This window comes from Curtobacterium sp. VKM Ac-2884 (assembly GCF_015350945.1).
Taxonomy (GTDB): domain Bacteria; phylum Actinomycetota; class Actinomycetes; order Actinomycetales; family Microbacteriaceae; genus Curtobacterium.
The window spans coordinates 17067-41492 of record NZ_JADKSA010000009.1 but is presented as its reverse complement, the minus strand read 5'-3'; the positions used below and the strand labels follow the sequence as shown (position 1 = coordinate 41492).

Sequence of the window (24426 nt, the reverse complement as noted above, 5' to 3'; positions counted from 1 at the left end):
CGGAGCCCGGACAGCGCGAGGAGCAGCACGCATGACGCACGACGACCCCGCGGTGGAGATCACCGCACTCACGAAGCGCTTCGGTGACACGACCGCGCTCCGGGACGTGTCCCTGACCGTCCGACCGGGCGAGGTCGTCGTCCTCCTCGGGCTGTCCGGGTCCGGCAAGTCCACGCTGCTCCGGCACGTGGACGCCCTCGAGCTGCCCACCTCCGGCACCGTCCGGGTCGGCGGCACGACCGTGCACGACCTGTCCGGCCGGAGGCTCCGCGAGCTGCGTCGTCAGGTCGGGTTCGTGTTCCAGCAGTTCGAGCTCGTGCCCGCGCTGACGGTGCTCGAGAACGTCCTGACCGGAGCCCTCGCCGCCCTGCGCGGCCCGCGGCTCGGCCTGTGGTCCTACCCCCGCCGGCTGCGGCACCGTGCGCTCGCGCACCTCGACCGCGTCGGGTTGCTCGACCGGGCCTACCAGCGCGCGGACACGCTGTCGGGCGGACAACAGCAGCGCGTCGCGATCGCCCGGGCGCTCATGCAGGACCCGTCGGTCCTGCTCGCCGACGAGCCCGTCGCGTCGCTCGACCCGGAGTCGAGCGGTCAGGTGATGGCGCTCATCCGCGAGATCGCCGCTGAGCGGGGCCTGACGGTCCTGTGCAGCCTGCACCAGGTCGACCTCGCGCTGTCCTGGGCCGACCGGATCATCGGACTCCGGCACGGCGAGGTCGTCCTCGACACCCGCACCGAGGGGCTCGGCAAGGCGCAGGTCATGGAGATCTACGGCCAGGTCGCGACGTCGACCGACGAGTTCGCGGCCGTCGAGGCGCTGCACGACACCGTGGACGCCACGAGCGGGCTGCCGGCATGACCGCCGTCACCGAGCGGCCCGTCGTCCGCACCCACCGCTCGCCCGAGCAGGCCGTCGCCGCAGCACCGCGCCGGCGCGTCTCGCCCGAGCGCGTCGCCGCCTGCCTGACGCTCGTCGCCCTGGCCGTGCTGGCGTGCGTCGCCCTGGCCCGGATCGACATCTCGGTGCCGAACATGATCGCGTCGTGGTCGAACGCGGAGCACTTCTTCCAGCGCGTCGGCACCGTCCGGTTCCCGGACGCCGCGACGCTGCTGCAGCAGACTGCCCTGACCGTGGGGCTCGTGCTGCTCGGCACCCTGCTCGCCGCGGTGCTGAGCGTCCCCGTCGCCTACCTCGCCGCGGGCAACACCAGCCCGGGCCGCGGGTGGATCGCCGCCGCGCGGTTCGTGAGCGTCCTGACCCGCGCGATCCCCGACGTCGTCCTCGCGATGGTGTTCGTGCTGATGTTCACGATCGGCCCGCTGCCCGGCATCCTCGCCATCGGCATCCACTCGATCGGCATGATCTCGAAGCTCTTCGCCGACGCCATCGAGCAGATCGACGAAGGGCCCCGCACCGCGATCCGCGCCACCGGGGGCAACCGCCTGCAGCAGTTCACGGCCGGCGTGCTGCCGCAGGTGCTGCCGTCGTGGGTCGCGACGATCCTGCACCGCAACGACATCAACCTGCGAGGGTCGGTGATCCTCGGGTACGTCGGCATCATCGGGCTGGGCCGCGAGATGTCGTTCGCGTTCAAGTCCCTCGACTACTCGCTCGGCATCGGGTACGCGATCGTCATCTTCGCGCTGTGCGTGCTGATGGAGATCGTGTCGAGCTCGGTCCGGGCCGCCATGCTCGGCGTCGCGCCGTCCGGCCGGGGGATCGGTGCGAGCGCCATCCGTGCGGGCATGCGCCGCCGGCAGGCCGGCGACGAGCGGCGCCAGCGCAACAGTGCCACGGCCGAACCCCGCGCCACCGCCGCCCCGCGCTTCGCCACCCCCGACGACGCCCTCCGCCGCCCGTGGACCGCCGCGCGCGTCCGCACCACCGTGTGGTCCTGGGTCGCGGGCCTGGTCGTCATCGGCAGCGTCCTGGTGTGCGACATCGCCTGGGGCGACCTCGCCACCGTGTGGGGCAAGATCCCGCCGGTCGCCGCCCAGTTCTGGCCGCCGTCGTTCGGCAGCTACGGTGCCGGCGTCATGTTCTCCGCGATGTTCGACACCGTCGCCATCGCGCTCGCCGCCACCCTGCTCGCGCTCGTCTTCTCGATGGTCATCGGCTCGTTCGCGGCCCGCAACGTCGCACCCACCCGCGGCGTCCGGACCGGCGCCCGGTTCCTGCTCGTCGTCGTGCGCGGCATCCCGGAGACGATCCTGGCCGTGGTGCTCATCGTCATCACCGGCCTCGGCGCCCAGGCCGGCACCCTCGCGCTCGCGTTCGGCGGCATCGGCCTGCTCGGCAAGCTCGTCGCCGACTCGCTGGAAGAGGTCCAGCCCGGCCCGGAACGCGCCCTCACCGCCACCGGTGCGACCCGGTTCCAGCGGTACGCCGGCGCCACGGTGCCGCAGGGAATCCGGGCGATGATCGGCCACACGTTCTACCTCGTCGACACGAACATCCGCGCGGCGACCATCCTCGGCATCGTCGGTGGTGGTGGGATCGGCTACTACCTGCTCAACGCCGCGCAGGGCTCGAACTACGCGTCCGTCACCGGGATCGTCCTGATGATCCTGGTCACAGTGCTCGTGGTCGAGGGCATCGCCATGTGGATGCGGAGGGTCTTCCGATGAACGCGACGACGACGACAGTCACGACGGCCGGCACCGAGCGGGTGGACGTCCTCGTCGTCGGCGCCGGCATCGTCGGCCTCGGCGTCGCCTACGAGGCGATGCTCCGCGGCGCACGCGTCGCCGTCGTCGACCGCGCCGCCGGCGTCGTCGGTGCGAGCGTCCGCAACTTCGGACACGCCTGCATCACCCCGCAGACGGGCGAGGCCGCCGGGTACGCCCAGGAGGCCCGCCACCGGTGGCTCACGCTGGCTCCGCTCGCCGGGTTCACGGCTCGGGAACGCGGTGCGCACGTCGTCGCGCGCCGTCCGGAAGAGCTCGCGGTGCTCGAGGAGTACCGCGCCACGGGCGCGGACGTCCGTCTGCTCGACGGGTCCGCGATCGCGGCCGCCGTGCCGGTCGACCCCGCCACGGCCAGCGGGGGAGCGCACCTCGCGCAGGACCTGCAGGTCGACCCCCGGGAGGCCGCACCCGCCATCGCCGCCTGGCTCGCCACCCAGGGCGTCCGGTTCCACTGGCGCACCGCTGCGCTCGGGATCGAGACCGGTGCGGTCCGCACGGCGCGCGGCACCATCGAGGCCGACCGCATCGTCGTCTGCACGAACCACGACGTCGACCAGCTGTTCCCGGCCCTCGCCGAGGCGGCCGGGGTCGTCCGGTGCCGCCTGCACATGCTCCGCGCGGCGATCCCGCTGGCCTTCCCGCTCGCGACGCCGCTGCTCACCGGGTGGTCGCTGCTCCGGTACTCCGGCTTCGCGGCGATGCCGAGTGCCGAGGCGCTCCGGTCCGCCCTGTCGGCGTCGCTGCCCGACGGCATCCGCTGGGACCTCAACCAGATGTACACGTCGCCGCCGGACGGCAGCGTCATCGTCGGGGACACCCACGAGCGTGAAGTAGACGCTCCGCCGTTCCAGGACGAGGACGGCTTCCGGCTGCTCGTCGCCGAGACCGAGCGGCTGTTCGGCGCACCGCTCCGCGTACTCGACCGCTGGCAGGGCGTCTACGCGTCATCGCCCCGGCAGGAGTTCCTCGTCGAGCACCCGCTGCCGGGCGTCGACGTCGTCACGGTGACCACGGGCATCGGCATGACCACCGGACTCGGCCTGGCGCCGTCGGTCCTCGACGCCGTACCCGGGCAGCACGCGGATCAGGTGCGCGCCAGCACCCGCTGACCGGCGACCCACACCCCGACGACGCGCTCGCCGCGGATCGCCACGACGTCCGCACGGTGTCCGGGTGTCAGTGAGCCGCGGTCGTCGAGACCGGTGTGCCGCGCCGGTGCTGCGGTGACGGTGCGGACGAGGTCGTCGAAGGGCGCGACCCCGGCTGCCGCAGCGGCACGCAGCCCGGGGAGCAGCGAGCCGAGGTGGTAGTCGGACGTGACGACGTCGGCGTGCCCGGCGACGAGTGCCGACCGGGCCGAGGGGCCGGACCCGTGCGAGCCGCCGCGCCACAGGTTCGGTGCACCGACCACGACACCGAGCCCTGCCGTGGTGGCCGTCTCCGCGGCGTCCGACGTCACCGGGAACTCCGAGATGCCGGCGCCCAGGTGCGCCGCGGTCCGCACGGCCTCGGCCGAGTCGTCGTCGTGCGCGGCGAGGACGACACCGGCTGCGCGAGCGACCGCGGCGATGCGCTCGCGGCGGCCCGGGACCCCGGCGGCTCCGCGGCGGAACCGGTCGAGGCGTGCATCGAGTTCGTCGTTGCCGAGTCGGTCCAGCGCCCGGTAGGCGCGACGCCACCCCGCCTCGTCCGGGTACTGCCCGCGGCCCGGCGTGTGGTCCATGTACGACACGAGTCCGATGCGCGCCGGGGCACCGGCGACGAGCCGCTCGAGCGCGTCCACGGTGCCGTCGTCCGTCACGTCGACGCGCAGGTGCACGCGGACGTCGATCGGCAGTGGCGTGGTCGCGAGGGCGTCGAGCACGGCGGCCGCGTGCTCCGCGCTCCGGGTCGGCACGGTGTCGGGTTCGATCGAGCAGCACAGGAACGCCGTGGTCACGCCGGCGAGCAGCGCGTCGGCGGCGAAGGCGTCGAGGGCGTGCGGCAGCGGGACGCCGACGCCGGGGCGCGGCTGCTCGAACCGGGCGAGGGAGTCGGCGTGCACGTCGACGAACCCGGGCAGCAGTTCGACGTCGCCGAGGTCGACCACGTCGTCGTCGGCACGGTGCTCCGCGACGACGACACCGTCCCGCACGTGCAGGACGGTGTCGTCGGTGCCCGCGCCGAGGTGGACACGGGCGGCGCGGTACGTCGTCATCCGACCAGCATGCTGGACGGCACGACCGCGCGGCGCAGGTACCCGGCCGACGGCGGGGTCACGACGGCGTGGTCGACCCCCTCGAGTCCGACGGCGGGTTCGACGAGGTCGGCGAACGGCAGGTCGGTCGACGCCAGGAAGTCCACCGCGGTGGCGAGGTGCCGGGGTGCGTAGTTGTGCACGCCGACGATCCGGAGCAGCCCCCGCACGATGCGCTCGGGATCGAGCGACACCGGACGGCTCGACGACACCGCGCCGACGAGGACGGCCGTCCCGCCGACGTCCAGGGCGTCCACCGCGGTCTCGACGGCGTCCGGGTAGCCGGACAGCTCGATCGCGACGTCGACGGCACTCACCGGCTCGCCCGGCGACACCGCAGCATCCGCACCGAAGCACACGGCCAGGGCACGTCGCCGGGCGTTGGGGTCCGAGACGACGACGGTGGCCCCGGCGGCGACGGCCATCGCGACCGCGGTGACCCCGAGCAAGCCCGCACCCGTCACGAGGACCCGAGCCCCGGCGAGCGGGCGGTCCACCGCGTCCAGTGCTGCGGCGACGGTGGCCGTGGCGCACGCGGCCGGGGCGGCGACCACGGCCGGCAGGTGCTCGGGCACGACCGCGATCGCGGTGCCGGGCAACAGGACGCAGTGCGTCGCGAACCCGCCGTTGAGGAGCCAGTCGGCGGTCGATGCTTCGTGACCGTACTTCCGCAGGGACCGGCACTTCTGCGGCAGCCCGGCACGGCACCGGTCGCACGTGCCGCACGACGCCGCGACCGACCAGACGACCCGGTCTCCCAGAGCCACGGGGACGCCGGCGACGGTGGTCGGCACCGACCCCTCGGCGATCGCGACGACGTGGCCGACCTGCTCGTGCCCGAGGACGCTCGGCGCTGGTCCGGCTCGGTGCCCGAGCGCCGTGTGCAGATCGCTGCCGCACACCGTCGCCGCCTCGATCGCGACCAGGACGGACCCGTCGTGCATCGGCAGGGCCCCGGCGTGCTCCTCGACCGTGACCGGGTGCCCGATGCCGTGCCAGAGCGCGTACCGGGCGTCGACGTCGGTCACCGGGCCACGGCGCTGAACTCGTCGGCGCTGAACTCGTCGGCGCGCGGCTCGTCGGCGCGCGGCGCGTCGGTCCCGAGCGCGGCCGCGTCGAGGCCGGCGAGCAGTGCGGGCAGGTCGGCGACGGAGTCGAGCACGTGCGTGTGCGGCACGGTGGCGAAGTCGGCGTCCTGGTGGGTCCCGGTCCGGACACCGGCGACGATCGACGCCCCGGCACGGGTGCCCGTCAGCAGGTCGGCCACGGTGTCACCGACGACGGCGACCTGGCGCACGTCGTCGGTCTGCGTGCGCAGCACCGCGGTCAGGACCATGTCCGGGAACGGACGGCCACGACCGGCGTCGGCCGGCGACAGCGCGAGGTCGACCCGGTCCTGCCAGCCGAGCGCGTCGAGGACGGCGTCGCGGGTCACTGGGCTGAACCCCGTCGTCAACGCGACCTTCGTGCCGGACGCGCGCAGGGCCTCCAGGACGTCCACCGCACCGTCGACGGGCCGGACGCCGCGTCCCACCGTCGTCGCGTAGGCACGCTCGAAGGCGGCGTTCGCCGCTTCGGCACGCACCGTGTCACCGTCGAACAGGGCCGTGAACACGGCGATCTTCGACTGACCCATGGTGTCGAGCGCGTACTGCACGGCGTGGTCGTGCGCGGCCGTGCCGGGCTCGAGGCCGACGTCGGTGAGGGCGGTTCGGAAGGCGTCGACGACGACACCGCCGTCGTGCACGGTGGTCCCTGCCATGTCGAGGCAGACGAGCGAGATCATGGGGCTCCTGTGGTCCGGTCGCCCGCGGGTGCGGGCTGTCTCCCGCGAGAGCGGGGCTGCCCACAGCGTCCGAGGAACCGATGACCACCATCCGGTCCGCAGGTGTCCGGCAGGTGAACAGCGCCGGGAGCCTGCAGCGCTCCTGTCCGGACAGGTGTGCGACGGGCCCGCCACCTCGGTTACAGTCCGCAGCGTGCCGGAAACGCGTTACCTCGAGATCGCGGCGGAGCTCGAAGCCGAGCTCGCCGACACCGTCGTCGGCACCCGGGTCGCCAGCGAGGCCGAACTCGCCGCACGCTTCGGCGTCGGCCGGTCGGCCGCCCGCGCCGCCCTGCAGCACCTGCAGCGCCGCAACCGGATCCGCCGGGTCAAGGGCGTCGGCAGCTTCGTCGCACGGCGCATCGACTACCGGATCGGCTCCGACGCCGCGCCGTCGTGGAGCCGCACCGTGCGCGACGCCGGGGGAGAGCCCTCGAGCGTCACGCTGTCCTGCGCCCTCGCCCCGGTGCCCGCATCCGTCGCCCCGCACCTCGGGCTCGAACCCGGAGCGCCGTGCCACCGGCTGACCCGGCGCTCACTCGTCGACGGACTGCCCGCCGCGTGGGGCGTCGAGTGGGTGCCCCGCACGGTCGTCCCCGAACTCGGGCAGGCGCTGCGGGTGCGGAACTCGCTCTACGACGTGCTGCGCGAGGCCGCCGGCGCCGAGCCCGTCCGCCGGTGGGTGCGCGCCGGTGCCGACGTGGTCACCGACGAGGTCGCCCGGCACCTGGACCTCGACGAGGTCACCCTCGGGTGGTTCATCGAGAGCTGCACCGTCGACGCCGGCACCGGACGGCCGCTCCTGGTGAGCGAGCGCTGGATCCGGGCCGACGCGATGCGGGTGCTGTTCGAGAGCGGGCCGACGGGCTGACGCGTCGGCGCCGTTCAGCCGGAGAACGCCGCGGGCCACCACGATCCCCGTCGGGATGGGAGGATGCACCGACGCCTGCCCGCACCGAGAACGAGGTTCGATGAGTCCGACCGAGGACACCCAGTCCGCGGCCCCACTGCTCGACGGGCGCTACCGACTCGAACACGCCATCGGCCAGGGCGGCATGTCCGTCGTGTACCGCGGCATCGACGAGAGCCTGCACCGCCCCGTCGCCGTCAAGGTGTTCCACGCCGGCACGGTCGACATCGCCCGGCAAGAGGCCGAACTCGGCGTGCTCGCCTCGCTCGAGCACCACAACCTCGTCAGCCTGCTCGACACCGGCGTCGTCACCGGTCACGACGGCACCCACCAGCGGTACCTCGTGATGGCGCTGGTCGTCGGCCAGGACCTCGAGGAACGCCTCGCCGTCGGCCCGCTCGCCTCCCGCCACATCGCCGAGATCGGCTACGACATGGCCGAGGCGCTGCACTACATCCACAGCCACGGCGTCGTGCACCGCGACATCAAGCCGTCGAACATCCTGCTCGTCGACTACGGCAACGACTCCGACCGCGCCCGCGCGCGGCTCACCGACTTCGGCATCGCGCTCGCCGCGGGCGTCGAACGCATGACCGCCGACGGCGTCACCACCGGCACGGCCGCCTACCTGAGCCCCGAGCAGGCCCGCGGCGGCGACGTCGGGAGCCCGAGCGACGTCTACTCGCTCGGCCTCGTGCTGCTGCAGTGCTTCACCCGCCGTCGCGAGTTCCCCGGTTCGCTCGTCGAGTCCGCGGTCGCCCGTCTGTCCCGCGACCCGGTCGTGCCCGAGCCGCTGCCCGAGCACTGGAAGCAGCTGCTCCGTGCGATGACCGCGCAGGATCCGGCCGCACGCCCCGCCGGTGCCGAGCTCGTGACGCTGCTGCGCGACGTCGTCATCACCGAGACCGCCGGCGCCGACCACGTCGTCGACACCACGGCGGCGGCTCCGGCCGCGTCTGCCGGAGCACCGCGAGCCGACGTCGACACGGCCCGTCCGGCGACGCTCGACACCCTGCCCGACGAGGCCCTGCACCGCACCACCGCGATGGCCGCCCGCCTGTTCGACGCGCCCATCGCCCTGGTCGAGGTGCTCGACGAGGACCGCGCCTGGTCGCAGTCGTACATCGCCGAGGGCGTCGACGAAGCAGCGCGCAACATCAACTTCGGCAACGGCTTCGCGCCCGTCGCGGTCCCCGTCGTCATCCCGGACGGGTCGATCCACCCGGACATGCAGCACAGCCCGCTCGTCACCGGCGCGCTCGGCATCCGGTTCTACGTGAGCGTGCCGCTCGTCCGCCACGACGGTGTTCCGATCGGGACCCTCGCGGTGCTCGACACGAAGCCGCGGCAGGCGACCGAGGCCGACCTCGCCAACCTGCACGACCTGGCCGCGCTCGCCGTCACACAGCTCGAGATCCGGCAGGAGTCGCTCCGCACGACGAGCGACTCCCTGCCGGTCGCTCAGGTGACGGGGCAGCAGGAGGGCGCGCGGCCCTAGACGGTTGCCGCTGGCGGACGGGAGGCCCGGTGTGGGCCCGCCCCGCGCCTCCCGTCCTCCCGCGGTCTCGTCTCGTGCGTCGATCCGGTCGCGCACCTGCGCACCTGCGCGCGCCCGCGTGCCCGCTCGGTCGGCGCGCGCCCGCGTGCCCGCGTGCCCGCTCGGTCGGCACGCTGGACGCCGAGCGGGCGAAATGCCCGGGTTGCGCGCTCCGCGACCCGGGCATTTCGCCCGCTCGCGGGCGCATGCCGCGACTTGCATGCATCCGGTGGAATACGAGTGCCCGCTCGCGCGAGCGGGCGAAATGCCGGGGTTGGGAGTCGGCGGGCCGGGGTATTTCGCCCGCTCGCCGGAGTGGAGGGCATCACCGGCGCGGGAACGGCGGCGCGGTGGCACCTGGACGGGAGGTGGCGTGGGCTGCGGCGTCGGCCCTACTGTCGGTTCGTTGCGCGGCACCGGCCGCCACGGAGGGATCGCACTGTGTTCATGGATCTGTCCGGGTCGCACGTGTTCGTGCTCCTGCTGATGCTGGCCCTCGAGGTCCTCGCGCTCGTGCAGGTCTGGCGTGACCGTCGGCGCACGTTCTTGGTCAAGGTCGTCTGGACGCTCGTGATCCTGGCGCTGCCGGTCATCGGCGTGCTGGGCTGGGCCGTCAACTGGCTGCTCGGCAGAGCTGCGGAAGCGCTGCAGCGACGGAACGCCTGACCGCCGATCCCGGCTGATCGGGCACTGCCCCTATCGGTTCAGGCGGCGCAGGCGCATGCTGTGCGAGGTAACCGGAACCCGAATCCGCAAGTGGCCGAAGCACGCTCGGCCCGTGGGGAGGGAGCGCCTCACTGGACGTCAGTCGAGCGTCGACGCTTCCTTCCTGTCCTGTTCCGGAGCTCGTCCCGCCGCGATTCGGGTGTCGCGACCGGACGGGAGGGACGTGCGCGTCCCCGCGAGCCGGGCCCTCACCGTCGCCCGGCTCGTGCAACTCACTCGGTGAGGGCAGCCGCGTAGGCGCGGACCGACCGGTGGTAGCGGGGGAGCGTCGGTTCGACGGCCTCGATCGCGACGCGGAGCGCCTCGTCGTGACGGCCGGCACTGTGCAGGGCGAGCGCGAGGAACACCTTCGGCGCGGCACCGGTGGACGGGTGTTCCGGGGCGTCGCGGAGCATCGCGATGGCCTCGTCGACGCGGTCGAGGTTCCGCAGGGTCGAGGCGTGCTGCACGACCATCTGTGCTGCACGGGCGGGATCGACGTCGGCGAGTCCCGCGGCGGTGGCGGCTGCGTAGTGGACGTCGGCCTCGGCCTCGTGGCCGCCGGAGTCGTTCGCGCCGCCGAGCTCGAACGCGCCGAGGGCCGGGTGCGGCGCAGCGTCGGCGAGATCGCGCATGCGGTCGATGCGCTGCTGGTCGTCGATCGTGTCGTCGGCCCAGAGTGCGGCGACGCGGGCTTCCCAGTCTGCGGTGCTCATCGGTCCAGCGTATTGCCGCTCGGCGTCGCGCTGTCGGTGACTGTCGCGCGGAACGACCGGACGAGCGGGACGCCGGGGTGCACGAGCGCCGGCGCACGCCAGGCGAGGGCCGAACCGATCGCCGGGTACTCGGCGGCCCGGACGAACCAGGGATCGCGGTGGTCGAGCGCTTCGAGCCGGATCGTGGCCGGGGCTCCCTCGAACACCGCCGACCACTCGACCCACGGGGCGACCGAGCCGTGCACCGCCGCTTCGCCCTGCGCGTCAGCGGTCCGGACGACCACGTCGGTGCAGTCGGCGAAGCGCCAGAAGAACCCGCCGTACCCGGCACCGACCCGGCCGTTGCTGCCCGGACCGCCGAGGTGCACGACGGCGTCGCCGGGGGTTCGGAACGAGGACGACCATGTCAGTTCCCACCCGGAGTCGACGGCGCGCCAGGTGAGCGTACGGTCCTCGTGCAGGACGACCGTGTGGTCGGGGCCGCGCCAGACGAGTTCCTGGACCGTGCCGCCGCCGTGCGGAGCGGGGTGCTGCTCGGCACGCACGACGTCGACGCGGCCGTGGTCGTCGCGCCACACGTAGCCCGGGCCGTGCACGTAGGTGCGGCCGCCCCAGCAGTTCACGCCGTCGACGTCCGGGATCGCGACCCCGACGCCGCAGTGCCAGTCGTGGTCGGCCGGGTGGTGGGCGCTCAGGACGGTGCCGCCGAGGGTCCCCACCGGGTGCAGGTACGGACGCGGCGACGACGTCGCGATGGTCCCGGAGCCGTCGAGTTCCGTCGCCACCGACCCTCCGTCGACGCGCAGGACCTGCAGCACCTCGTCGCGCGCGGTGTGGGCCCAGGGCGCACCGACCTCGGAGAACAGCGCTCGTGCGTCGGCGGCGCGGTCGACGATCGCCTCGACGTCGGCGACGAGCGGACGACGGGCGGGCCCCTCGCCCTCCCACGTCACCCAGGGGTGGTCGATGCGGACGGGCTCGGCGGCACGAACGGCCTCGAGGACCTCGACGAACGCACCCGTGGAGACCAGGGGGACGAGCAGTTCGTCGCCGCGGGACCGGTGGGCGAGCAGGTTCTCGAGCAGGTCCGTCCGGCCGAGGGTCCGGGTGGTGTCGTTGACGGTGACCTCGTCGGCTGTGTAGTGCAGCACGGCGCTCCCGGCGGCGCCGCGGACCCGAACGGTCGGCAGGACCTCGGACGGAGCGCAGAGGGTCAGGGCCGCGGTGGCTTCGAGCCCGGCGCTGGTCGTGACCCGGACGGCCGAGGTGTCGTCGCCCTCGATGTCGTTCGCCCGGAACAGCTCGACCTCGACGCGCCTGACGTCGGACGCCCGACGGCAGCCGACGAGCGCCAGGGCCGTCGCGACCGCGTGGGCGAGCGGGTTCGTCACGACGCCGTCGAGGACGTCGACCCCGCCGATCCGGCGTCGGCCTGCCCACGCGGAGCGGTCCCAGTACGCCTGGTTCCTCGTCCACGTGCCGACGGCCGCGGCGGAGCGGACCGGACCGACGAGCGACCCGTCACGGAAGGCCGGCAGGGCGTCGGACCCGAGGCTCTGGAACCCGACCTGGACGACTCGGCCTGTGCGCCGCTCGGCGTCGAGCAGGGTGTCGAGCGCGTCGCGGGTGGTCACCGGGGGTTTCTCGAGCAGGACGTCGGCACCGGCTTCGAGGGCGGTGGCCGCCAACGGCAGGTGCGCGGCGATCGGGGCGGCGATGACCACGACGTCGACCGGGCCGTGGTCGCGAGCCGCCAGGACGCCGGCCACGACGACCACACCGGCGTCGGTGGTGGTGTCGAGCGTCGGGTCGACGACGGCGGTCAGCGTGCAGACCCCCGCGGCGACGAGCCGGTCGATGTTCGCGCGGTGGTGCAGGCCGTAGCCACGCGCACCGACGAGCACCACGCCGGGCAGGGTCATCGAACGGTGCCGATCACGATGCGCGTCGTGCCGGGGGAGCGCCCGGTCACGTGGACGTGCTCGCCGTCCGGCCGGTCGGTGCCGCCGAGGAACGCGTAGTCCTGTCCGGGCGCGTAGAACGCCGGCTGGGTCGGACCGCTGCCGTTGCCGGTTCCGAAGGACACGGCGTCGTCGCCGACACGGTAGGTGCCGGTCCCGTCGGCGAGGACGGTCTCCCCGGTCGCGGCGTCGGTGCTCACACCCGTGAACGTACCCCCGCCGCGGAACGTGAGCTGGAGCGACCACGGCACGTCGGCGCCCTCGGTCGTCACGTCGAGCGAGACCGCGTCCGGCGTGACGGTGACGTCGACCGTCGTGGTGAGGGAGACAGTGTCGGCCGCACGCGCACCGAAGGACATCGACGCCGAGAAGCGACCTTCGTCCCCGAGCGCGTAGGCGCCGTCGGTCCGTCGAGCCGCGGCGGGCAGGGGCTGGTGGTAGCCGGCGGACACGGTCTCGGTGAGTCGGTACCGCCCGTCGCCGAGGGACTCCAGCGACGTCGGACGGAACGGTCCGAGCCCGAAGAACTCCCGCGACAGCCGGACGTCGGTCAGCGCGACCGAGCCCGCGAACACCCGCAGGAACGTGGGGCTGTTCGCCAGGCCCGATCGGACGTGGCCCTGCGACGGCACGTCCGACCCGGCGAACAGGACGACGCTGCGGCCCTGTTCTCGGACGTGCACGAGCCGGGCGTCGGCGAAGGTGTGCACGGCCGGTTCGAGCGGCGCACCGACGGGCAACGGACGGGCGAGCAGTGGATCCGTCATCGCGCGTGCGGCGACCGCACCGGGCTGCCACGTCTCGGCGTCGGCGGCCCGGGCAGCGACGGCGGCGAGGTCGGCGCGGTCGTCGAGCACGGCCAGGTGCCAGAGCAGGGGAGCGAACGCGCCGATGCCGAACGCCTGCGACTGGTCCTGGCGGCGGGACTGGACGGTCTCGACGGTGTCGTCGGGCAGCAGCAGCGCGAGGGTGGCGTCGAGGGACCGGCGCACGGGGTCCAGCAGCTCCGGCCGGTCGAGCACCGAGGCGAGGACGAGGAACGACGGGCACGACACGGCAGCCGCGTAGTTCGGGCTGCGCTCGGACCACAGCCCGTCGTCGTCGATGTCAGCACGCTCGGCGAGCCACTGGTCGATCCGCTCGACCAGCGCCGGTGCCGGGTACAGTCGGTGGATCCGGGCGAGGGCGGCCGACACCTCCCACCGGTGGTTCGGCGTGTGCACGCCACCGGTGAGCAGCGCCGGCGTCGCACGGTGCACGATCCGGTCGAGCTCGTCGGCGAGCACCGCGGCCGCCGGGACCGACGCCCGGTACGGCGCGAGCAGTTCGAGGGCGTCGCAGACGTCGTTCACCGTGAACGCCGAGTCCGGCGGGGAGAGCACGTTGTCGCCGCCGACGAACGTGCCGCCGGGGGACTGCCGGGCCGCGAGGTGCCGGACCCAGCCGTGCGCGGTGGCGAGGTCGTCGTCGGGAAGGCGATCGGGGCCTCCCGTCCGCTCGTTCCGGACCCACGCCCCGACCAGGCTGAGGGCACGCGCCATCAGTTCTCGGTGCTGCAGCGCAGCCGGATCGTCGTCGGCGAGCCGGAGGCGCGTGACGGCGGCGTCCGCGGCCGGGCCGACCGCGTCGAGGAACCCCATCAGTCCTTGAGTCCCGCGTTGAGGTCCGCGCCGTTCACGTACTTCTGGAACACGAGGTAGATGAGCACGAGCGGGATGATCGAGATCACCGAGGCGCCGAGCAGGACGGTCCAGTTGACGTTCTCGGCCCCGACGATGCTCTGCAGCGCGATCTGGATCGTGAACTGGTGCGGGTCGTTGAGCACCAGCAGCGGCCAGATGTAGTCGTTCCACCGCCACTGGAACGAGAAGATCGCGAGCGTCAGCATGATCGGACGGGAGATCGGCAGCATGATCCGCCAGAAGATCCCGAACTCGCTCGCACCGTCGATGCGCGCGGCCTCGACCAGGTCGTCGGGCACCGTGATGAAGAACTGCCGGAACATGAAGATGCCGGTCGCGGTGATGACCGACGGCACGATGATGCCGGCCAACGAGTCGTACATGCCGAGGTCGCGGATGACGATGAAGGTCGGCGCGAGGATGACCTCGGTCGGCAGCATCGTCGTCGCCAGGATGCAGACGAAGAAGACCTTGAGCCACTTGTTGTCGTACTTCGCCAGGGCGTACCCGGTGGCGGCGCTCGCGAGCACGGTGAGCACGGTCGTGACCAGCGCGACGATGACGGTGTTGCCGAAGTAGCGGGCGAAGTCGTAGCTCGCCCACGCCTCGGTGAAGCCGCTGACCGACCAGTTCTTCGGCAGCAGGGTCAGCGGGTACGAGAACAGTTCGCCGCCGGGCTTGAAGGCGCTCAGGACGAACCAGAGGACCGGGAAGCCGAAGGCGATGATGAAGACCCAGAGCAGGGCCGTGGCGGCGATGGCCTTCGGACGGGGTGGGCCGTCGAGGCGCTTGCGCTTGCTCTTGCTCTTGCTCTTGCTCTTGGTCGTGTTGTCGGTTGCGGGTGCGCCGGGGGCGCTGGGCAGGGTGGCGGTCATCGACGGGCCTCCGTCCGACGGTTCACGGCCAACTGGATGAGCGCGATGGCCATGAGGATGAGCATGAGGACCATCGACGCTGCGCTCGCGTAGCCGATGTGGGCGTTCTGGAACCCGTTCGTGTAGATGTACTGCACGAGCAGGTTGTTGTCGGTGCCGGGTCCGCCGCCGTTGAGCGCCTGGATGGTGGCGAACTCCTTGAACGCCCCGAGCGACGACAGCAGGATCACGATGAACGACGTCGGCGCGATGCTCGGCAGCGTGATGTACCGGAACTGGTGCCAGGCTCCGGCGCCGTCGAGGGACGCTGCCTCGTAGTACGACTGCGGCACGTTCCGGATCGCGGCGACGAACAGCAGCATGTTGAAGGCGGCTCCGGCCCACGCGGTGGCGAACACCACCACGAGCAGCGACAGGTCGGCGTTCGACTGCCACGGCACGGCCTTGCCTCCGAGGGACTCGATGACGAAGTTCGCCAGGCCGAAGTTCTCGCCGAACATCCACCGCCAGATGACACCGGTGACGATCGGGGAGATGAGCCACGGCACGAAGAACACGATGCGGGCGACGCTCCGGCCCTTCGCCGCCGGGCTCGTCAGCATCAGCGCCATCGACAGTGCGAGCACGAAGCCGAGCGGGACGGCCACGATCGCGTAGAGGAAGGTGCGCCCGAGGGCTGCGTAGAAGGTGTCGTCGGCGAACAGCTCGAAGTAGTTCGCCAACCCGATGAACTTCGGGTCGACGACACCGTTGTAGTCGGTGAACGAGTAGCCGAGGCCGATCACGGCGGGCCACACGAAGAACACGACGAACAGGACGGCGTTGACACTCACGAACAGGATCGGGGCGAGGACGGGCTTGCTGACGCCGGAGCGGCGGCGCTTCGTCGTCTTCGCGGCTCCGGGCCGGCGGGGCGGCACCGGGGTGGGGACGGCGGTCTGCACGTCACCGGCTGCGGTGGGGATGCTCACGATGATCCTCTTCGTTCGTCGCTTGCGGGGGGAGCGGACAAGGCGCGGGACGCCGGACCGGGCCGGGCGCGTGCGCCCGGCCCCGTTCCGTCAGCCGACGTGCTCCTCGTAGTACTTCGTGATCGTCTCGAGGGTCTTCTTCGCCGACTGCTGCCCGTTGATGAGCTTGCCGACCTCGGCGGTGGTGGGATCGGTGCCGAGCTCCTTGCCCTCGACCGCCCACTTCGCGCTCTCCTTGGCGTAGGAGCTCGAGATCGGGTCGGCTGCGTCGATCTCCTTCTGGTACAGCGCGAAGGAGTCCTTGGCCGCCTGGGACTCGAACGGGTACTGGATGTCCAGACCGGTCTCGACCGGCAGGAAGCCGTTCGTCGTCACGAGCTTCGCGTAGTTCGTCGGGTCGTACATGTAGTCGATGAACTTCTTCGCGGCGGTACCGCGGGCGTCCGAGTTCTCGAAGCCGACGATGTTGCCGCCGTAGTTGATCTCGGTGGCGTGGGTCGGGTCGGCGGGGGTGGCGGCGCTCGCCCAGTCGAAGTCGGTGATGTTCGAGGCGAAGTCCGACGACTGCCACACACCGGAGAAGTACGCGACGACCTGGCCGCTCTTGAACAGGGCGTTCGGGTCCTGGCTGCTCGTCCACACCGACTTCGGCATGACCGAGTCGTCGTTCATGTCGGCGAAGTCCTGCAGTGCGTCGACCGTCTTCGCGTCGGTGGGGAAGGAGCCGTCCTTCTCCTGCTGCATGAAGTCGGTGCCCTTGGTGAACATGTAGGCGCGCAGACGCGACGGCGACGAGTCGAACACCAAGTCGTACTTCGCGCCGGTCTTCGCCTTCACCTGGTCGGCGGCCTTCAGGAACTCGTCCCAGGTCCACGCCTTCGCGGGGTCGGTCGGGTAGTCGATGCCGGCCTTCTCGAACAGCGACTTGTTCACGAACAGGCCGGCAGCGGTGACGTCGGAGGGGATCGAGGTGACCTTGCCGTCGTCGTCCTTCGCGATGATGTCCTGATCGATCTTGTTGGCGTCGTCGTCGACGATCGAGGCCAGGTCGACGGTCTTGCCGGTCCAGAGCGGGTCGATGCCGGCGGCGCGCACCACGTCGGGCAGCGAGTTCGCCTGGGCGGACTCGCGGAGCTTGGTCTGCAGTCCGTCGTAGGGCAGGTTCACGATCTTGACCGCGACGCCGGTCTTCTCCTCGTACGCGGTGGCGAGGTCCTGGTAGCCCTTCTCCTGCGCGGTGGAGGTGGAGAGCCAGAAGGTCAGCTGATCGACCTTGCCGCCGTCGCCGGAGCTGCCGGAGGCACAGCCGCTCAACAGGGCCAGTGCGGCGATGCCGCCGGCGAGCGCGAGCATTCTCTTGGATGACTTCATCGTCACTGCTTTCGTTCGGGACCACTGGCGTCTGCCGTGGGCGAGCGTTCGGGGTGTCTCGGCCGAGGACCCCAGGTCTACACGACGTGAGCGCTCATGGCAAGCGCTTTCCTGCGCGATGTTCTGACAATGTGACCAGCCGTCTCGGAAGGCCGCGCCGACGGCGCGGACGCTGGTCGGGCCTCCCGGGAAATCGCTATCCTCACCACAGACCGCGCACGGCGCGGACCGGACTGGAGGCACGACATGCCCGAGCGAGGCACCGTCACCCTGGCCGACGTGGCCGAGCTCGCAGGCGTGTCGCTCGCGACCGCCTCGCGGGCGCTGAACGGCAGCACGCGGAAGGTCCGACCGGAGTCGGTGGACCGGGTGCAGGCCGCCGCCCACGAGCTCCGGTACACCGCCAACGTGCAGGCGCAGGCCGTCGCTCGCGGGACCACCACGACCCTGGCGCTCGTCGTCGGCGATATCGCCGACCCCTACTTCGCCGCGATCGCCGCGGGGGCGATCCGGGCTGCCGACGACGCCGGGCTCGTGGTGACGATCACCTCGACCGGCGGGGACCCTGCGCGCGAGGCCGCGGTGCTCGGCGTCGTCGCCGGACTCCGGCCGCGGGCCGTGGTGCTCGCCGTGAGTCGTCGACTCGGTGCCGGGCAGACGTCAGGAGCGTCGGACTCCGCAGCTGCCGTCGGCGCACTCGTCGCCGCCGGTGCCGGGGTGTCCGCGCTCGTGTCCGACCTCGACGGTGCCGCGGCCGGGGTCCCCGGCGTGCACGGCGTCGTCATCCGGAACCTCAGTGGTGCCGCGGCCCTGGCGGGTGCGCTCGTCGAGCAGGGCCACGACTCCTTCGCCGTCCTGTCCGGCGACCCGGACCTGGCGACGGCGCACGCGCGGGTCGAGGGCTTCGTCGCCGGGCTCGCCGCGCACGGCATCCGGGTGCCCGAGGACTCGGTGGTGCCGTCGGCGTTCACGCGCGATGGTGGGTACCAGGCGATGGTGACCCTGCTCGACCGGGCGGCGGGAGGCGCGTGGGCGTTGCCGCGGTGCGTGTTCGCGGTCACCGACCTGATGGCGGTGGGGGCGGTCGCGGCGATCCGGGAGCGCGGGCTCGTCCCCGGGGTGGACGTCGGCGTCGCGGGGTTCGACGACGTGCAGATGCTCGCCGACGTCGTGCCGGCGCTCAGCACGGTGCGGCTCCCGCTCGAGGAGATCGGGGAGCGGGCGGTGCGGCGGGCCCTGGGGCTCGAGGCCGACGGCGCCATCGACGGCGAGGTCGTGCTGCGGGCGAGCACGGCGCGGTAGCGCGGCGCGGGCGGGCGGCGCTCGGGTTTGGTGAGCAGAAAAGGTCGGGTCCGGCCCCGCTACCCGACCTTTTCTGCTCACGGAGTGCGGTGCCGGCGGCCGGTCGGGCTCGAGGGCGCGCGACACTTGGCGCCCGGACCTCGAGGTTCCACAACATGCCGCGGGTTCGGCGCCGAGGTTCCACGGAGTGGCGCCTGGCGCGCCGAGGTTCCGAAATCTCGGAACCTCGGATGGCGCGGTCGGGAGCGTCCTAGGCGGTCCCCATCGGCCAGCGGCGCATGCGGAGCGTCGCACGACACGCCGACGCCCGGACCTCGAGGTTCCACAACATGCCGCGGGTTCGACGCCGAGGTTCCACGGAGTGCCGCTCAGCGCCGCGAGACTCCAAGATTTCGGAACCTCGGGCGCGGGCCGCCGGAGCCGCAGCCGGAGCCGCCGCCGGACCCCGGCCGCGCGTGTGCGTTCGTGTTCGGGTACTACTGCAGCGCGCCGACCGTGGTGTACGGTTCCGGGCAAGCGCTTTCCACCACGCGGAGAGCAGGCCACAGCGAGCAAGGGAGCACGCGTTGACCACCACGCGCACCATCGGCATCATCATGAACGGCGTCACCGGACGCATGGGCTACCGCCAGCACCTCGTCCGGTCGATCCTGGCCATCCGCGAGGACGGCGGACTCCTGCTGCCGGACGGCTCCCGTGTGCAGCTCGAACCGATCCTGGTCGGCCGCAACGCCGCGAAGCTCGAGGAGATCGCCACCCGCCACGGCCTCGAGCACTGGACGACCGACCTCGACGCCGCCCTCGCCGACCCGCGCTGGGACGTCTTCGCCGACTTCGCCGTCACGAGCGCCCGCGCCGATGCGCTGCGCAAGGCGATCGCCGCCGGCAAGGCGATCTACGCCGAGAAGCCGACAGCCGAGACCTCCTCGGAAGCGCTCGAACTCGCCCGGTTGGCCGCCGAGGCCGGGGTCCCGAACGGCGTCGTGCACGACAAGCTCTACCTGCCCGGCCTCCGGAAGCTCCGCCGCCTGATCGACTCCGGGTTCTTCGGGAAGGTCCTCAGCGTCCGCGGCGAGTTCGGCTACTGGGTGTTCGAGGGGGATTGGCAGAGTGCCCAGCGCCCGAGCTGGAACTACCGGCAGCAGGACGGCGGCGGGATCGTCGTCGACATGTTCCCGCACTGGAACTACGTGCTCGAGCAGCTGTTCGGCCGCGTCGAGTCCGTGTACGCCCGCGCCGTCACCCACATCGAGCAGCGCACCGACGAGCAGGGTCACGAGTACCCGGCGACCGCGGACGACGCCGCCTACGGGGTCTTCGACCTGGCCGGCGGCATCACGGCGCAGATCAACTCGAGCTGGGCGGTCCGGGTCGACCGTGACGAGCTCGTCGAGTTCCAGGTCGACGGCACCCACGGCAGCGCCGTCGCGGGGCTGTTCGGCTGCCGCATCCAGCCCCGGACGGCGACGCCGAAGCCGGTGTGGAACCCCGACCTGAAGGACGACCGCGACTACAAGGCGCAGTGGCTCGAGGTCCCCGACAACGAGGTGTTCGGCAACGGGTTCCGCGCCCAGTGGGAGGACTTCCTGCAGGACCTGGTCGCCGGCCGCCCGCACCCCTACGACCTGCTGTCCGGTGCCCGCGGCGTGGCGCTGGCGGAGGCCGGCCTGCGGTCCAGCACCGAGGGTCGACGCGTGGACCTGCCGGAGCTGCACCTGCCCACGGGGGCCGAGCCGCGCCTCCAGGTCGAGACACCGGAGGTCGCCCAGCACACCGAAACGGTCGGGGCACACGCATGACCGACCTCACCCTCCTCGCCCCCGACGGCACGACCAGTCGGACGGCCCTGCACGAGCCGGCGGTCACGGCCGCCGCCAAGCCGACCGCGCCACTGACCGAGCGCCTCGTCTACGCGGCCGCCCACGTCGTCCCGCGCGCCGCCGCCGACAACACCCCCGGCGCCCCGGCCGACCTCGACTGGGACGCCACCCTCGCGTTCCGCCACCACCTGTGGTCGTGGGGGCTCGGCGTCGCCGACGCGATGGACACCGCGCAGCGGAACATGGGCCTCGACCCGGCCGCGACGCGTGAGCTGATCACCCGCAGCGCCCGCGAGGCGCACTCCGTCGGCGGCCGCATCGTCGTCGGCGTGAACACCGACGACCTCCCGGACGACGGGGACGACCTGCCCGCCGAGCAGCAGGTCGTCGACGCCTACGTCGCCCAGCTCCACCACGCCGAGGACGCCGGCGCCGGCGTCGTCCTGATGGCCAGCCGCCACCTGGCCCGACTCGCGCAGCGCGCAGACCGCGACAGCCCCAGCAGCAACGCCGCCGCCAGCACCTACCGCCGCGTCTACGGCCGGGTCATCGAACGGGCGAGCGCCCCCGTCGTCCTGCACTGGCTGGGGGAGGCCTTCGACCCCGCCCTCGCCGGCTACTTCGGCGGGCAGCAGGGCCCCGACACCGTGCTCGACATCATGCGCGACGCCGGGCCGAAGGTCTCCGGCATCAAGATGAGCCTGCTGAACGCCCGCGCCGAGGTCGCCCTCCGCTCCCAGTTGCCCGCGACCGCCCGGATGTTCACCGGCGACGACTTCCACTACGTGGACCTCGTAGCGGGAGACGGCCGCGCCCACTCCGACGCCCTCCTCGGCGCCTTCGCCGCCATCGCCCCCATCGCCTCCGCCGCCGTCCAGGCCCTGCCCGACGCGACCGCCTACCGCACCCTCCTCGCCCCCACCGAGGCGCTCTCCCGCCACGTCTTCAGTGCCCCGACCTGGCACTACAAGACCGGCATCGCCTTCCTCGCCTGGCTGAACGGCCACCAGCCCGCCTTCCAGATGGTCGGCGGCCAGCACGCCGGCCGCTCCCTGCCGCACCTGTCCGAGACCGTCCGGCTCGCGAACGCCTGCGGCGCCCTCGAACACCCGGACCTCGCCGCCTCGCGCTGGCACGCGCTGCTCGCGGTGGCCGGCGTGGAGACACGGCCGACCGGGAGGCCCGGATCACCCACCGCCGATCGCACCGTCGCCGAGGTGGTCGCGTGACGACCGCGGCGGACGCCGTCACGCCGGTCCGGTCCGCCGGCGCTGCGCCGCATCCGCGGCTGTCGGTCAACCAGGCGACGATCAAGTACGCGCCGCTCCGGCAGGCGCTCGACACCGTGGCCGGGGCCGGCGTCGGAGCCATCGGCACCTGGCGGGAGCCCGTGGCCGAGGTCGGTCTCGCCGAGGCCGTCCGGATGGTCGCGGACTCCGGGCTCCGGGTGTCGTCGCACTGCCGCGGAGGCTTCTTCACGCTCCCGCCAGGCACCGCGCGGCAGCGGGCGCTCGACGACAACCGCCGCGCGATCGACGAGACCGCCGCCCTCGCCGCGGCCGGAGCACCCGGTTCGGCGCCCGTGCTCGTGCTCGTCGCCGGGGGACTGCCCGAGGGGTCACGCGACCTGGTCGACGCCCGGGGCCGGGTGGCCGATGCGCTCGCCGACCTGGTGCCGCACGCCCTCGACGCGGGGGTCCAGCTCGCCGTCGAGCCGCTGCACCCGATGTACGCGGCAGACCGTGCCGTGGTGTCGACGCTCGCGCAGGCGATCGACCTGGCGGCGCCGTTCCCGGCGGCTGCCGTGGGGGTCGTGGTCGACACGTTCCACGTGTGGTGGGACCCGGCGCTCGCGGCGTCGATCGCCCGCGCCGGGGCTGCCGGGCGGATCGCGTCGTACCAGGTGTGCGACTGGACCACCCCGATCGCGGCGGACCCGCTGCTGTCCCGGGGCTACCCGGGGGACGGCCACGTCGACTTCGGGCCGGTGACGGACGCGGTGGTCGCTGCCGGCTACGCCGGTTACGTCGAGGTCGAGCTCTTCAACCAGGCGATCTGGGACACCCCGCCCGCCCAGGTGGTGGCGCGTGTCGTGCAGGCGTTCGACACCGCGGTGCCGCTCCCGCGCTGAGAACGGCGTCAGCGCGCGCGGCGGACGAGCACCACGCTGTCGAGGACCTCGTGCGGGTCGCCGTCGGGCGTCGTCGCGGTGCGCGGCCGGAGTTCGGCGGCGACGACGTCCCACGAGCCGTCGAGCTGCAGGGCCGCCAGGTCCTCGTCGGGCGTCGGGAACCGGTACTCCCGCATCTCTGCCGGCAGATCGTCGTGCGGTGGGGCAGCGTGCGCGGTCACGAGCAGGTGCCCGCCGACGCCGACGAATCCGGTCGCCCGCCGCAGGATCTCTGCGCGGGGGATCTCCACCGGCCACGACTGCAGGAACGACGCCGTCACCAGGTCGAAGCGCGCAGCCGTCTCCCACGTGGCGAGGTCGGCGGCGACGAACGCGGTCCGTTCCTCGACCCCGGCCGACACGGACGCCCGCGAACCGCGCTCGATCGCCGTCACCGACAGGTCGACCCCCAGCGCGTCCCAACCCTGCTCGGCGAGCCAGACGACGTCCCCGCCCTCACCGCAGCCGAGGTCGAGCGCGCGCCCCACCGGCAGCACCCCGGCGACGTCGGCCAGCACCGCGTTCACCCGGCCGGACCAGATCCCGTCGCGCTCGGCGTACCGCTGCTCCCACCAGTCGCGCGCAGAGCGGACGCCATCGGTGGTGGTCTCGTGTGCATGCATCTGCCCACTCCAGCGCACCCGCCGGGCCCGACCCAAGCCCTGTTGCCGCCCCAGCAACGTCGCACGGTGCGAGCCGGACCCGCACCGCGCCTCCCGGCCGCCCGATGGTGAGCAGAAGATGTCGGGTCGCCGTCACGGACCCGACCATTTCTGCTCACGAAGCGCACGCGCCGCGCACGCGCCGCGCCCCCGCTACTCGGCGGGAGGGATGGGCTCCGCGTTCTCGATGCGGGCGCTCGCCGTGGCCATGTGCTCGTCCATCGCCCGCTGCACGGCGGGCACGTCGCCGGCCCGGAGCGCCTCGTAGATCGCACGGTGTTCGTCGTAGGCGGCCTCGGTGGCCTGGCGGGTCTGCACGCGGCGGCCGACCCACACGCTGAGCATCGAGCGCAGGCTCTGCAGCAGGTCGCCGAGCACGTCGTTCCCCGCGGCCCGGGCGAGCAGGACGTGGAAGCGGACGTCGGCGTCGATGAAGGCCTCGGGGTCGTCGAGGGTGGCCTCTTGCCGGACGAGGTACTCACCGAGTTCCGCGACCTGCTCGGGCGTGGCGCGCTGCGCGGCGAGGATCGCGACCGTGCGCTCGAGCGACGACCGGACCTCGAGCAGCTCGCGGGTGCGGTTCGAGGCGAGCATGAGGCCCCACGACAGCGTCGTCGGCAGCAGGTCCGAGGTGCCGCCCTGCAGGTACGTGCCCGAGCCGGGCCGGATCTGCACGATCCCCAGGATCTCGAGGGCCGCCAGCGCCTCGCGCACGGCGGAGCGGCCGACACCGAGCCGCTCGGCCAGGATCCGCTCGGAGGGCAGTCGCGAACCGGGGGCCAGCTCGCCTGCGGTGAGCAGGGACACGAGCTGTCGGGCGACCTCGGAGGCGGGCGACCCCGCGGGCACGGACTCGAGTTCGAGTCGGATGTTGAGGGGGTCGTCCGGGCTGAACGCGGGCATGCAGTGAGCGTACCGTTCGGTCAACCGGTTGGGCTTCAGGCGCTCGGGATGATCTGGTCAACCGGTTGACAAGTCGGCCTCGAATCCGCACA

General features: G+C 72.8%; 21 protein-coding genes. 10 read left to right on the top strand and 11 right to left on the bottom strand.

What is annotated here, in order from left to right:
- Window positions 1–31: 31 nt before the first annotated feature.
- Genes phnC through ITJ60_RS18575 form a run of 3 tightly spaced genes read left to right on the top strand, consistent with a single transcriptional unit; the run spans window position 32 to window position 3797 of the window.
- Window positions 32–859, top strand: a complete 828-nt coding sequence (phnC, locus tag ITJ60_RS18585; protein ID WP_194649021.1) for a phosphonate ABC transporter ATP-binding protein — start codon at window positions 32–34, stop codon at window positions 857–859.
- Window positions 856–2628: a PhnE/PtxC family ABC transporter permease gene (locus tag ITJ60_RS18580; protein WP_194649020.1), complete on the top strand. Its 1773-nt coding sequence runs from the start codon at window positions 856–858 to the stop codon at window positions 2626–2628. Before phnC ends, ITJ60_RS18580 begins: the two co-directional genes overlap by 4 nt.
- Window positions 2625–3797 (top strand): TIGR03364 family FAD-dependent oxidoreductase, encoded by a 1173-nt coding sequence (locus ITJ60_RS18575; RefSeq protein ID WP_194649019.1) that lies wholly within the window; start codon window positions 2625–2627, stop codon window positions 3795–3797. The genes ITJ60_RS18580 and ITJ60_RS18575 overlap by 4 nt, the downstream gene beginning before the upstream one ends.
- Here ITJ60_RS18575 and ITJ60_RS18570 read toward each other — a convergent pair.
- From ITJ60_RS18570 to ITJ60_RS18560, 3 genes are read right to left on the bottom strand one after another with little or no spacing between them, the layout of a single operon-like run.
- A complete protein-coding gene (locus ITJ60_RS18570) occupies window positions 3773–4885 on the bottom strand; it encodes an alpha-D-ribose 1-methylphosphonate 5-triphosphate diphosphatase (RefSeq protein ID WP_194649018.1) in 1113 nt (370 codons plus the stop codon). The two genes, ITJ60_RS18575 and ITJ60_RS18570, sit on opposite strands and share 25 nt — an antisense overlap.
- On the bottom strand, window positions 4882–5952 hold the full coding sequence (locus ITJ60_RS18565; protein WP_323749222.1) for a zinc-binding dehydrogenase: 1071 nt from the start codon (window positions 5950–5952) through the stop codon (window positions 4882–4884). The genes ITJ60_RS18570 and ITJ60_RS18565 overlap by 4 nt, the downstream gene beginning before the upstream one ends.
- Entirely contained in the window at window positions 5949–6710 is a 762-nt protein-coding gene (locus tag ITJ60_RS18560) for a phosphonatase-like hydrolase (protein ID WP_194649017.1), read from the bottom strand. Before ITJ60_RS18560 ends, ITJ60_RS18565 begins: the two co-directional genes overlap by 4 nt.
- 193 nt (window positions 6711–6903) lie before the next feature.
- On the opposite strand from ITJ60_RS18560, the gene ITJ60_RS18555 reads away from it, so the two are divergent.
- The 3 genes from ITJ60_RS18555 (at window position 6904) to ITJ60_RS18545 (ending at window position 9862) form a co-directional block, all read left to right on the top strand.
- A complete protein-coding gene (locus ITJ60_RS18555; RefSeq protein ID WP_159572162.1) occupies window positions 6904–7620 on the top strand; it encodes a GntR family transcriptional regulator in 717 nt (238 codons plus the stop codon).
- Window positions 7621–7720: 100 nt separating this feature from the next.
- Window positions 7721–9157, top strand: a complete 1437-nt coding sequence (locus ITJ60_RS18550) for a protein kinase domain-containing protein (RefSeq protein ID WP_194649016.1) — start codon at window positions 7721–7723, stop codon at window positions 9155–9157.
- Between the two features lie 486 nt (window positions 9158–9643).
- A complete protein-coding gene (locus tag ITJ60_RS18545; protein WP_194649040.1) occupies window positions 9644–9862 on the top strand; it encodes a PLDc N-terminal domain-containing protein in 219 nt (72 codons plus the stop codon).
- A gap of 272 nt (window positions 9863–10134) precedes the next feature.
- Here the strand turns inward: ITJ60_RS18545 and ITJ60_RS18540 are convergent, their stop codons facing one another.
- The 6 genes from ITJ60_RS18540 to ITJ60_RS18515 form a co-directional block, all read right to left on the bottom strand.
- Window positions 10135–10617 (bottom strand): tetratricopeptide repeat protein, encoded by a 483-nt coding sequence (locus tag ITJ60_RS18540; protein ID WP_194649015.1) that lies wholly within the window; start codon window positions 10615–10617, stop codon window positions 10135–10137.
- Window positions 10614–12539, bottom strand: a complete 1926-nt coding sequence (locus tag ITJ60_RS18535) for a DUF6807 family protein (protein ID WP_194649014.1) — start codon at window positions 12537–12539, stop codon at window positions 10614–10616. Before ITJ60_RS18535 ends, ITJ60_RS18540 begins: the two co-directional genes overlap by 4 nt.
- The gene (locus ITJ60_RS18530) at window positions 12536–14218 is read right to left on the bottom strand and encodes a hypothetical protein (protein ID WP_194649013.1); all 1683 of its coding nucleotides are present in this window, start codon (window positions 14216–14218) and stop codon (window positions 12536–12538) included. The genes ITJ60_RS18535 and ITJ60_RS18530 overlap by 4 nt, the downstream gene beginning before the upstream one ends.
- On the bottom strand, window positions 14218–15135 hold the full coding sequence (locus ITJ60_RS18525) for a carbohydrate ABC transporter permease (RefSeq protein WP_194649012.1): 918 nt from the start codon (window positions 15133–15135) through the stop codon (window positions 14218–14220). Before ITJ60_RS18525 ends, ITJ60_RS18530 begins: the two co-directional genes overlap by 1 nt.
- Window positions 15132–16106, bottom strand: a complete 975-nt coding sequence (locus ITJ60_RS18520; protein ID WP_207895555.1) for a carbohydrate ABC transporter permease — start codon at window positions 16104–16106, stop codon at window positions 15132–15134. The genes ITJ60_RS18525 and ITJ60_RS18520 overlap by 4 nt, the downstream gene beginning before the upstream one ends.
- A 90-nt stretch (window positions 16107–16196) precedes the next feature.
- The gene (locus tag ITJ60_RS18515) at window positions 16197–17477 is read right to left on the bottom strand and encodes an ABC transporter substrate-binding protein (protein ID WP_228510666.1); all 1281 of its coding nucleotides are present in this window, start codon (window positions 17475–17477) and stop codon (window positions 16197–16199) included.
- 246 nt (window positions 17478–17723) lie between these two features.
- Here ITJ60_RS18515 and ITJ60_RS18510 point away from each other — a divergent pair, with 246 nt between their 5' ends.
- From ITJ60_RS18510 to ITJ60_RS18495, 4 genes are all read left to right on the top strand, one after another.
- Complete coding sequence (locus tag ITJ60_RS18510; protein ID WP_194649011.1) at window positions 17724–18779, top strand: LacI family DNA-binding transcriptional regulator; 1056 nt, start codon at window positions 17724–17726, stop codon at window positions 18777–18779.
- Window positions 18780–19375: 596 nt separating this feature from the next.
- A complete protein-coding gene (locus ITJ60_RS18505; RefSeq protein WP_228510669.1) occupies window positions 19376–20578 on the top strand; it encodes a Gfo/Idh/MocA family protein in 1203 nt (400 codons plus the stop codon).
- The gene (locus tag ITJ60_RS18500) at window positions 20575–21828 is read left to right on the top strand and encodes a DUF993 family protein (protein ID WP_194649009.1); all 1254 of its coding nucleotides are present in this window, start codon (window positions 20575–20577) and stop codon (window positions 21826–21828) included. Before ITJ60_RS18505 ends, ITJ60_RS18500 begins: the two co-directional genes overlap by 4 nt.
- The gene (locus tag ITJ60_RS18495) at window positions 21825–22730 is read left to right on the top strand and encodes a sugar phosphate isomerase/epimerase family protein (protein WP_323749221.1); all 906 of its coding nucleotides are present in this window, start codon (window positions 21825–21827) and stop codon (window positions 22728–22730) included. Before ITJ60_RS18500 ends, ITJ60_RS18495 begins: the two co-directional genes overlap by 4 nt.
- 8 nt (window positions 22731–22738) lie before the next feature.
- Here the strand turns inward: ITJ60_RS18495 and ITJ60_RS18490 are convergent, their stop codons facing one another.
- Together ITJ60_RS18490 and ITJ60_RS18485 are read right to left on the bottom strand one after the other, a co-directional pair.
- On the bottom strand, window positions 22739–23392 hold the full coding sequence (locus ITJ60_RS18490) for a class I SAM-dependent methyltransferase (protein WP_194649008.1): 654 nt from the start codon (window positions 23390–23392) through the stop codon (window positions 22739–22741).
- Between the two features lie 192 nt (window positions 23393–23584).
- Complete coding sequence (locus ITJ60_RS18485; protein WP_111086527.1) at window positions 23585–24334, bottom strand: FadR/GntR family transcriptional regulator; 750 nt, start codon at window positions 24332–24334, stop codon at window positions 23585–23587.
- Between the last annotated feature and the right edge of the window lie 92 nt (window positions 24335–24426).

What these genes read in the sequence shown, in the direction of transcription:
- phnC (WP_194649021.1), top strand. Translation starts at nt 32, where the DNA reads ATGACGCACGACGACCCCGCGGTGGAGATCACCGCACTCACGAAGCGC.
- ITJ60_RS18580 (WP_194649020.1), top strand. Translation starts at nt 856, where the DNA reads ATGACCGCCGTCACCGAGCGGCCCGTCGTCCGCACCCACCGCTCGCCC.
- ITJ60_RS18575 (WP_194649019.1), top strand. Translation starts at nt 2,625, where the DNA reads ATGAACGCGACGACGACGACAGTCACGACGGCCGGCACCGAGCGGGTG.
- ITJ60_RS18570 (WP_194649018.1), bottom strand. Translation starts at nt 4,885, where the DNA reads ATGACGACGTACCGCGCCGCCCGTGTCCACCTCGGCGCGGGCACCGAC.
- ITJ60_RS18560 (WP_194649017.1), bottom strand. Translation starts at nt 6,710, where the DNA reads ATGATCTCGCTCGTCTGCCTCGACATGGCAGGGACCACCGTGCACGAC.
- ITJ60_RS18550 (WP_194649016.1), top strand. Translation starts at nt 7,721, where the DNA reads ATGAGTCCGACCGAGGACACCCAGTCCGCGGCCCCACTGCTCGACGGG.
- ITJ60_RS18545 (WP_194649040.1), top strand. Translation starts at nt 9,644, where the DNA reads ATGGATCTGTCCGGGTCGCACGTGTTCGTGCTCCTGCTGATGCTGGCC.
- ITJ60_RS18540 (WP_194649015.1), bottom strand. Translation starts at nt 10,617, where the DNA reads ATGAGCACCGCAGACTGGGAAGCCCGCGTCGCCGCACTCTGGGCCGAC.
- ITJ60_RS18535 (WP_194649014.1), bottom strand. Translation starts at nt 12,539, where the DNA reads ATGACCCTGCCCGGCGTGGTGCTCGTCGGTGCGCGTGGCTACGGCCTG.
- ITJ60_RS18530 (WP_194649013.1), bottom strand. Translation starts at nt 14,218, where the DNA reads ATGGGGTTCCTCGACGCGGTCGGCCCGGCCGCGGACGCCGCCGTCACG.
- ITJ60_RS18525 (WP_194649012.1), bottom strand. Translation starts at nt 15,135, where the DNA reads ATGACCGCCACCCTGCCCAGCGCCCCCGGCGCACCCGCAACCGACAAC.
- ITJ60_RS18515 (WP_228510666.1), bottom strand. Translation starts at nt 17,477, where the DNA reads ATGAAGTCATCCAAGAGAATGCTCGCGCTCGCCGGCGGCATCGCCGCA.
- ITJ60_RS18510 (WP_194649011.1), top strand. Translation starts at nt 17,724, where the DNA reads ATGCCCGAGCGAGGCACCGTCACCCTGGCCGACGTGGCCGAGCTCGCA.
- ITJ60_RS18505 (WP_228510669.1), top strand. Translation starts at nt 19,376, where the DNA reads ATGAACGGCGTCACCGGACGCATGGGCTACCGCCAGCACCTCGTCCGG.
- ITJ60_RS18500 (WP_194649009.1), top strand. Translation starts at nt 20,575, where the DNA reads ATGACCGACCTCACCCTCCTCGCCCCCGACGGCACGACCAGTCGGACG.
- ITJ60_RS18490 (WP_194649008.1), bottom strand. Translation starts at nt 23,392, where the DNA reads ATGCATGCACACGAGACCACCACCGATGGCGTCCGCTCTGCGCGCGAC.
- ITJ60_RS18485 (WP_111086527.1), bottom strand. Translation starts at nt 24,334, where the DNA reads ATGCCCGCGTTCAGCCCGGACGACCCCCTCAACATCCGACTCGAACTC.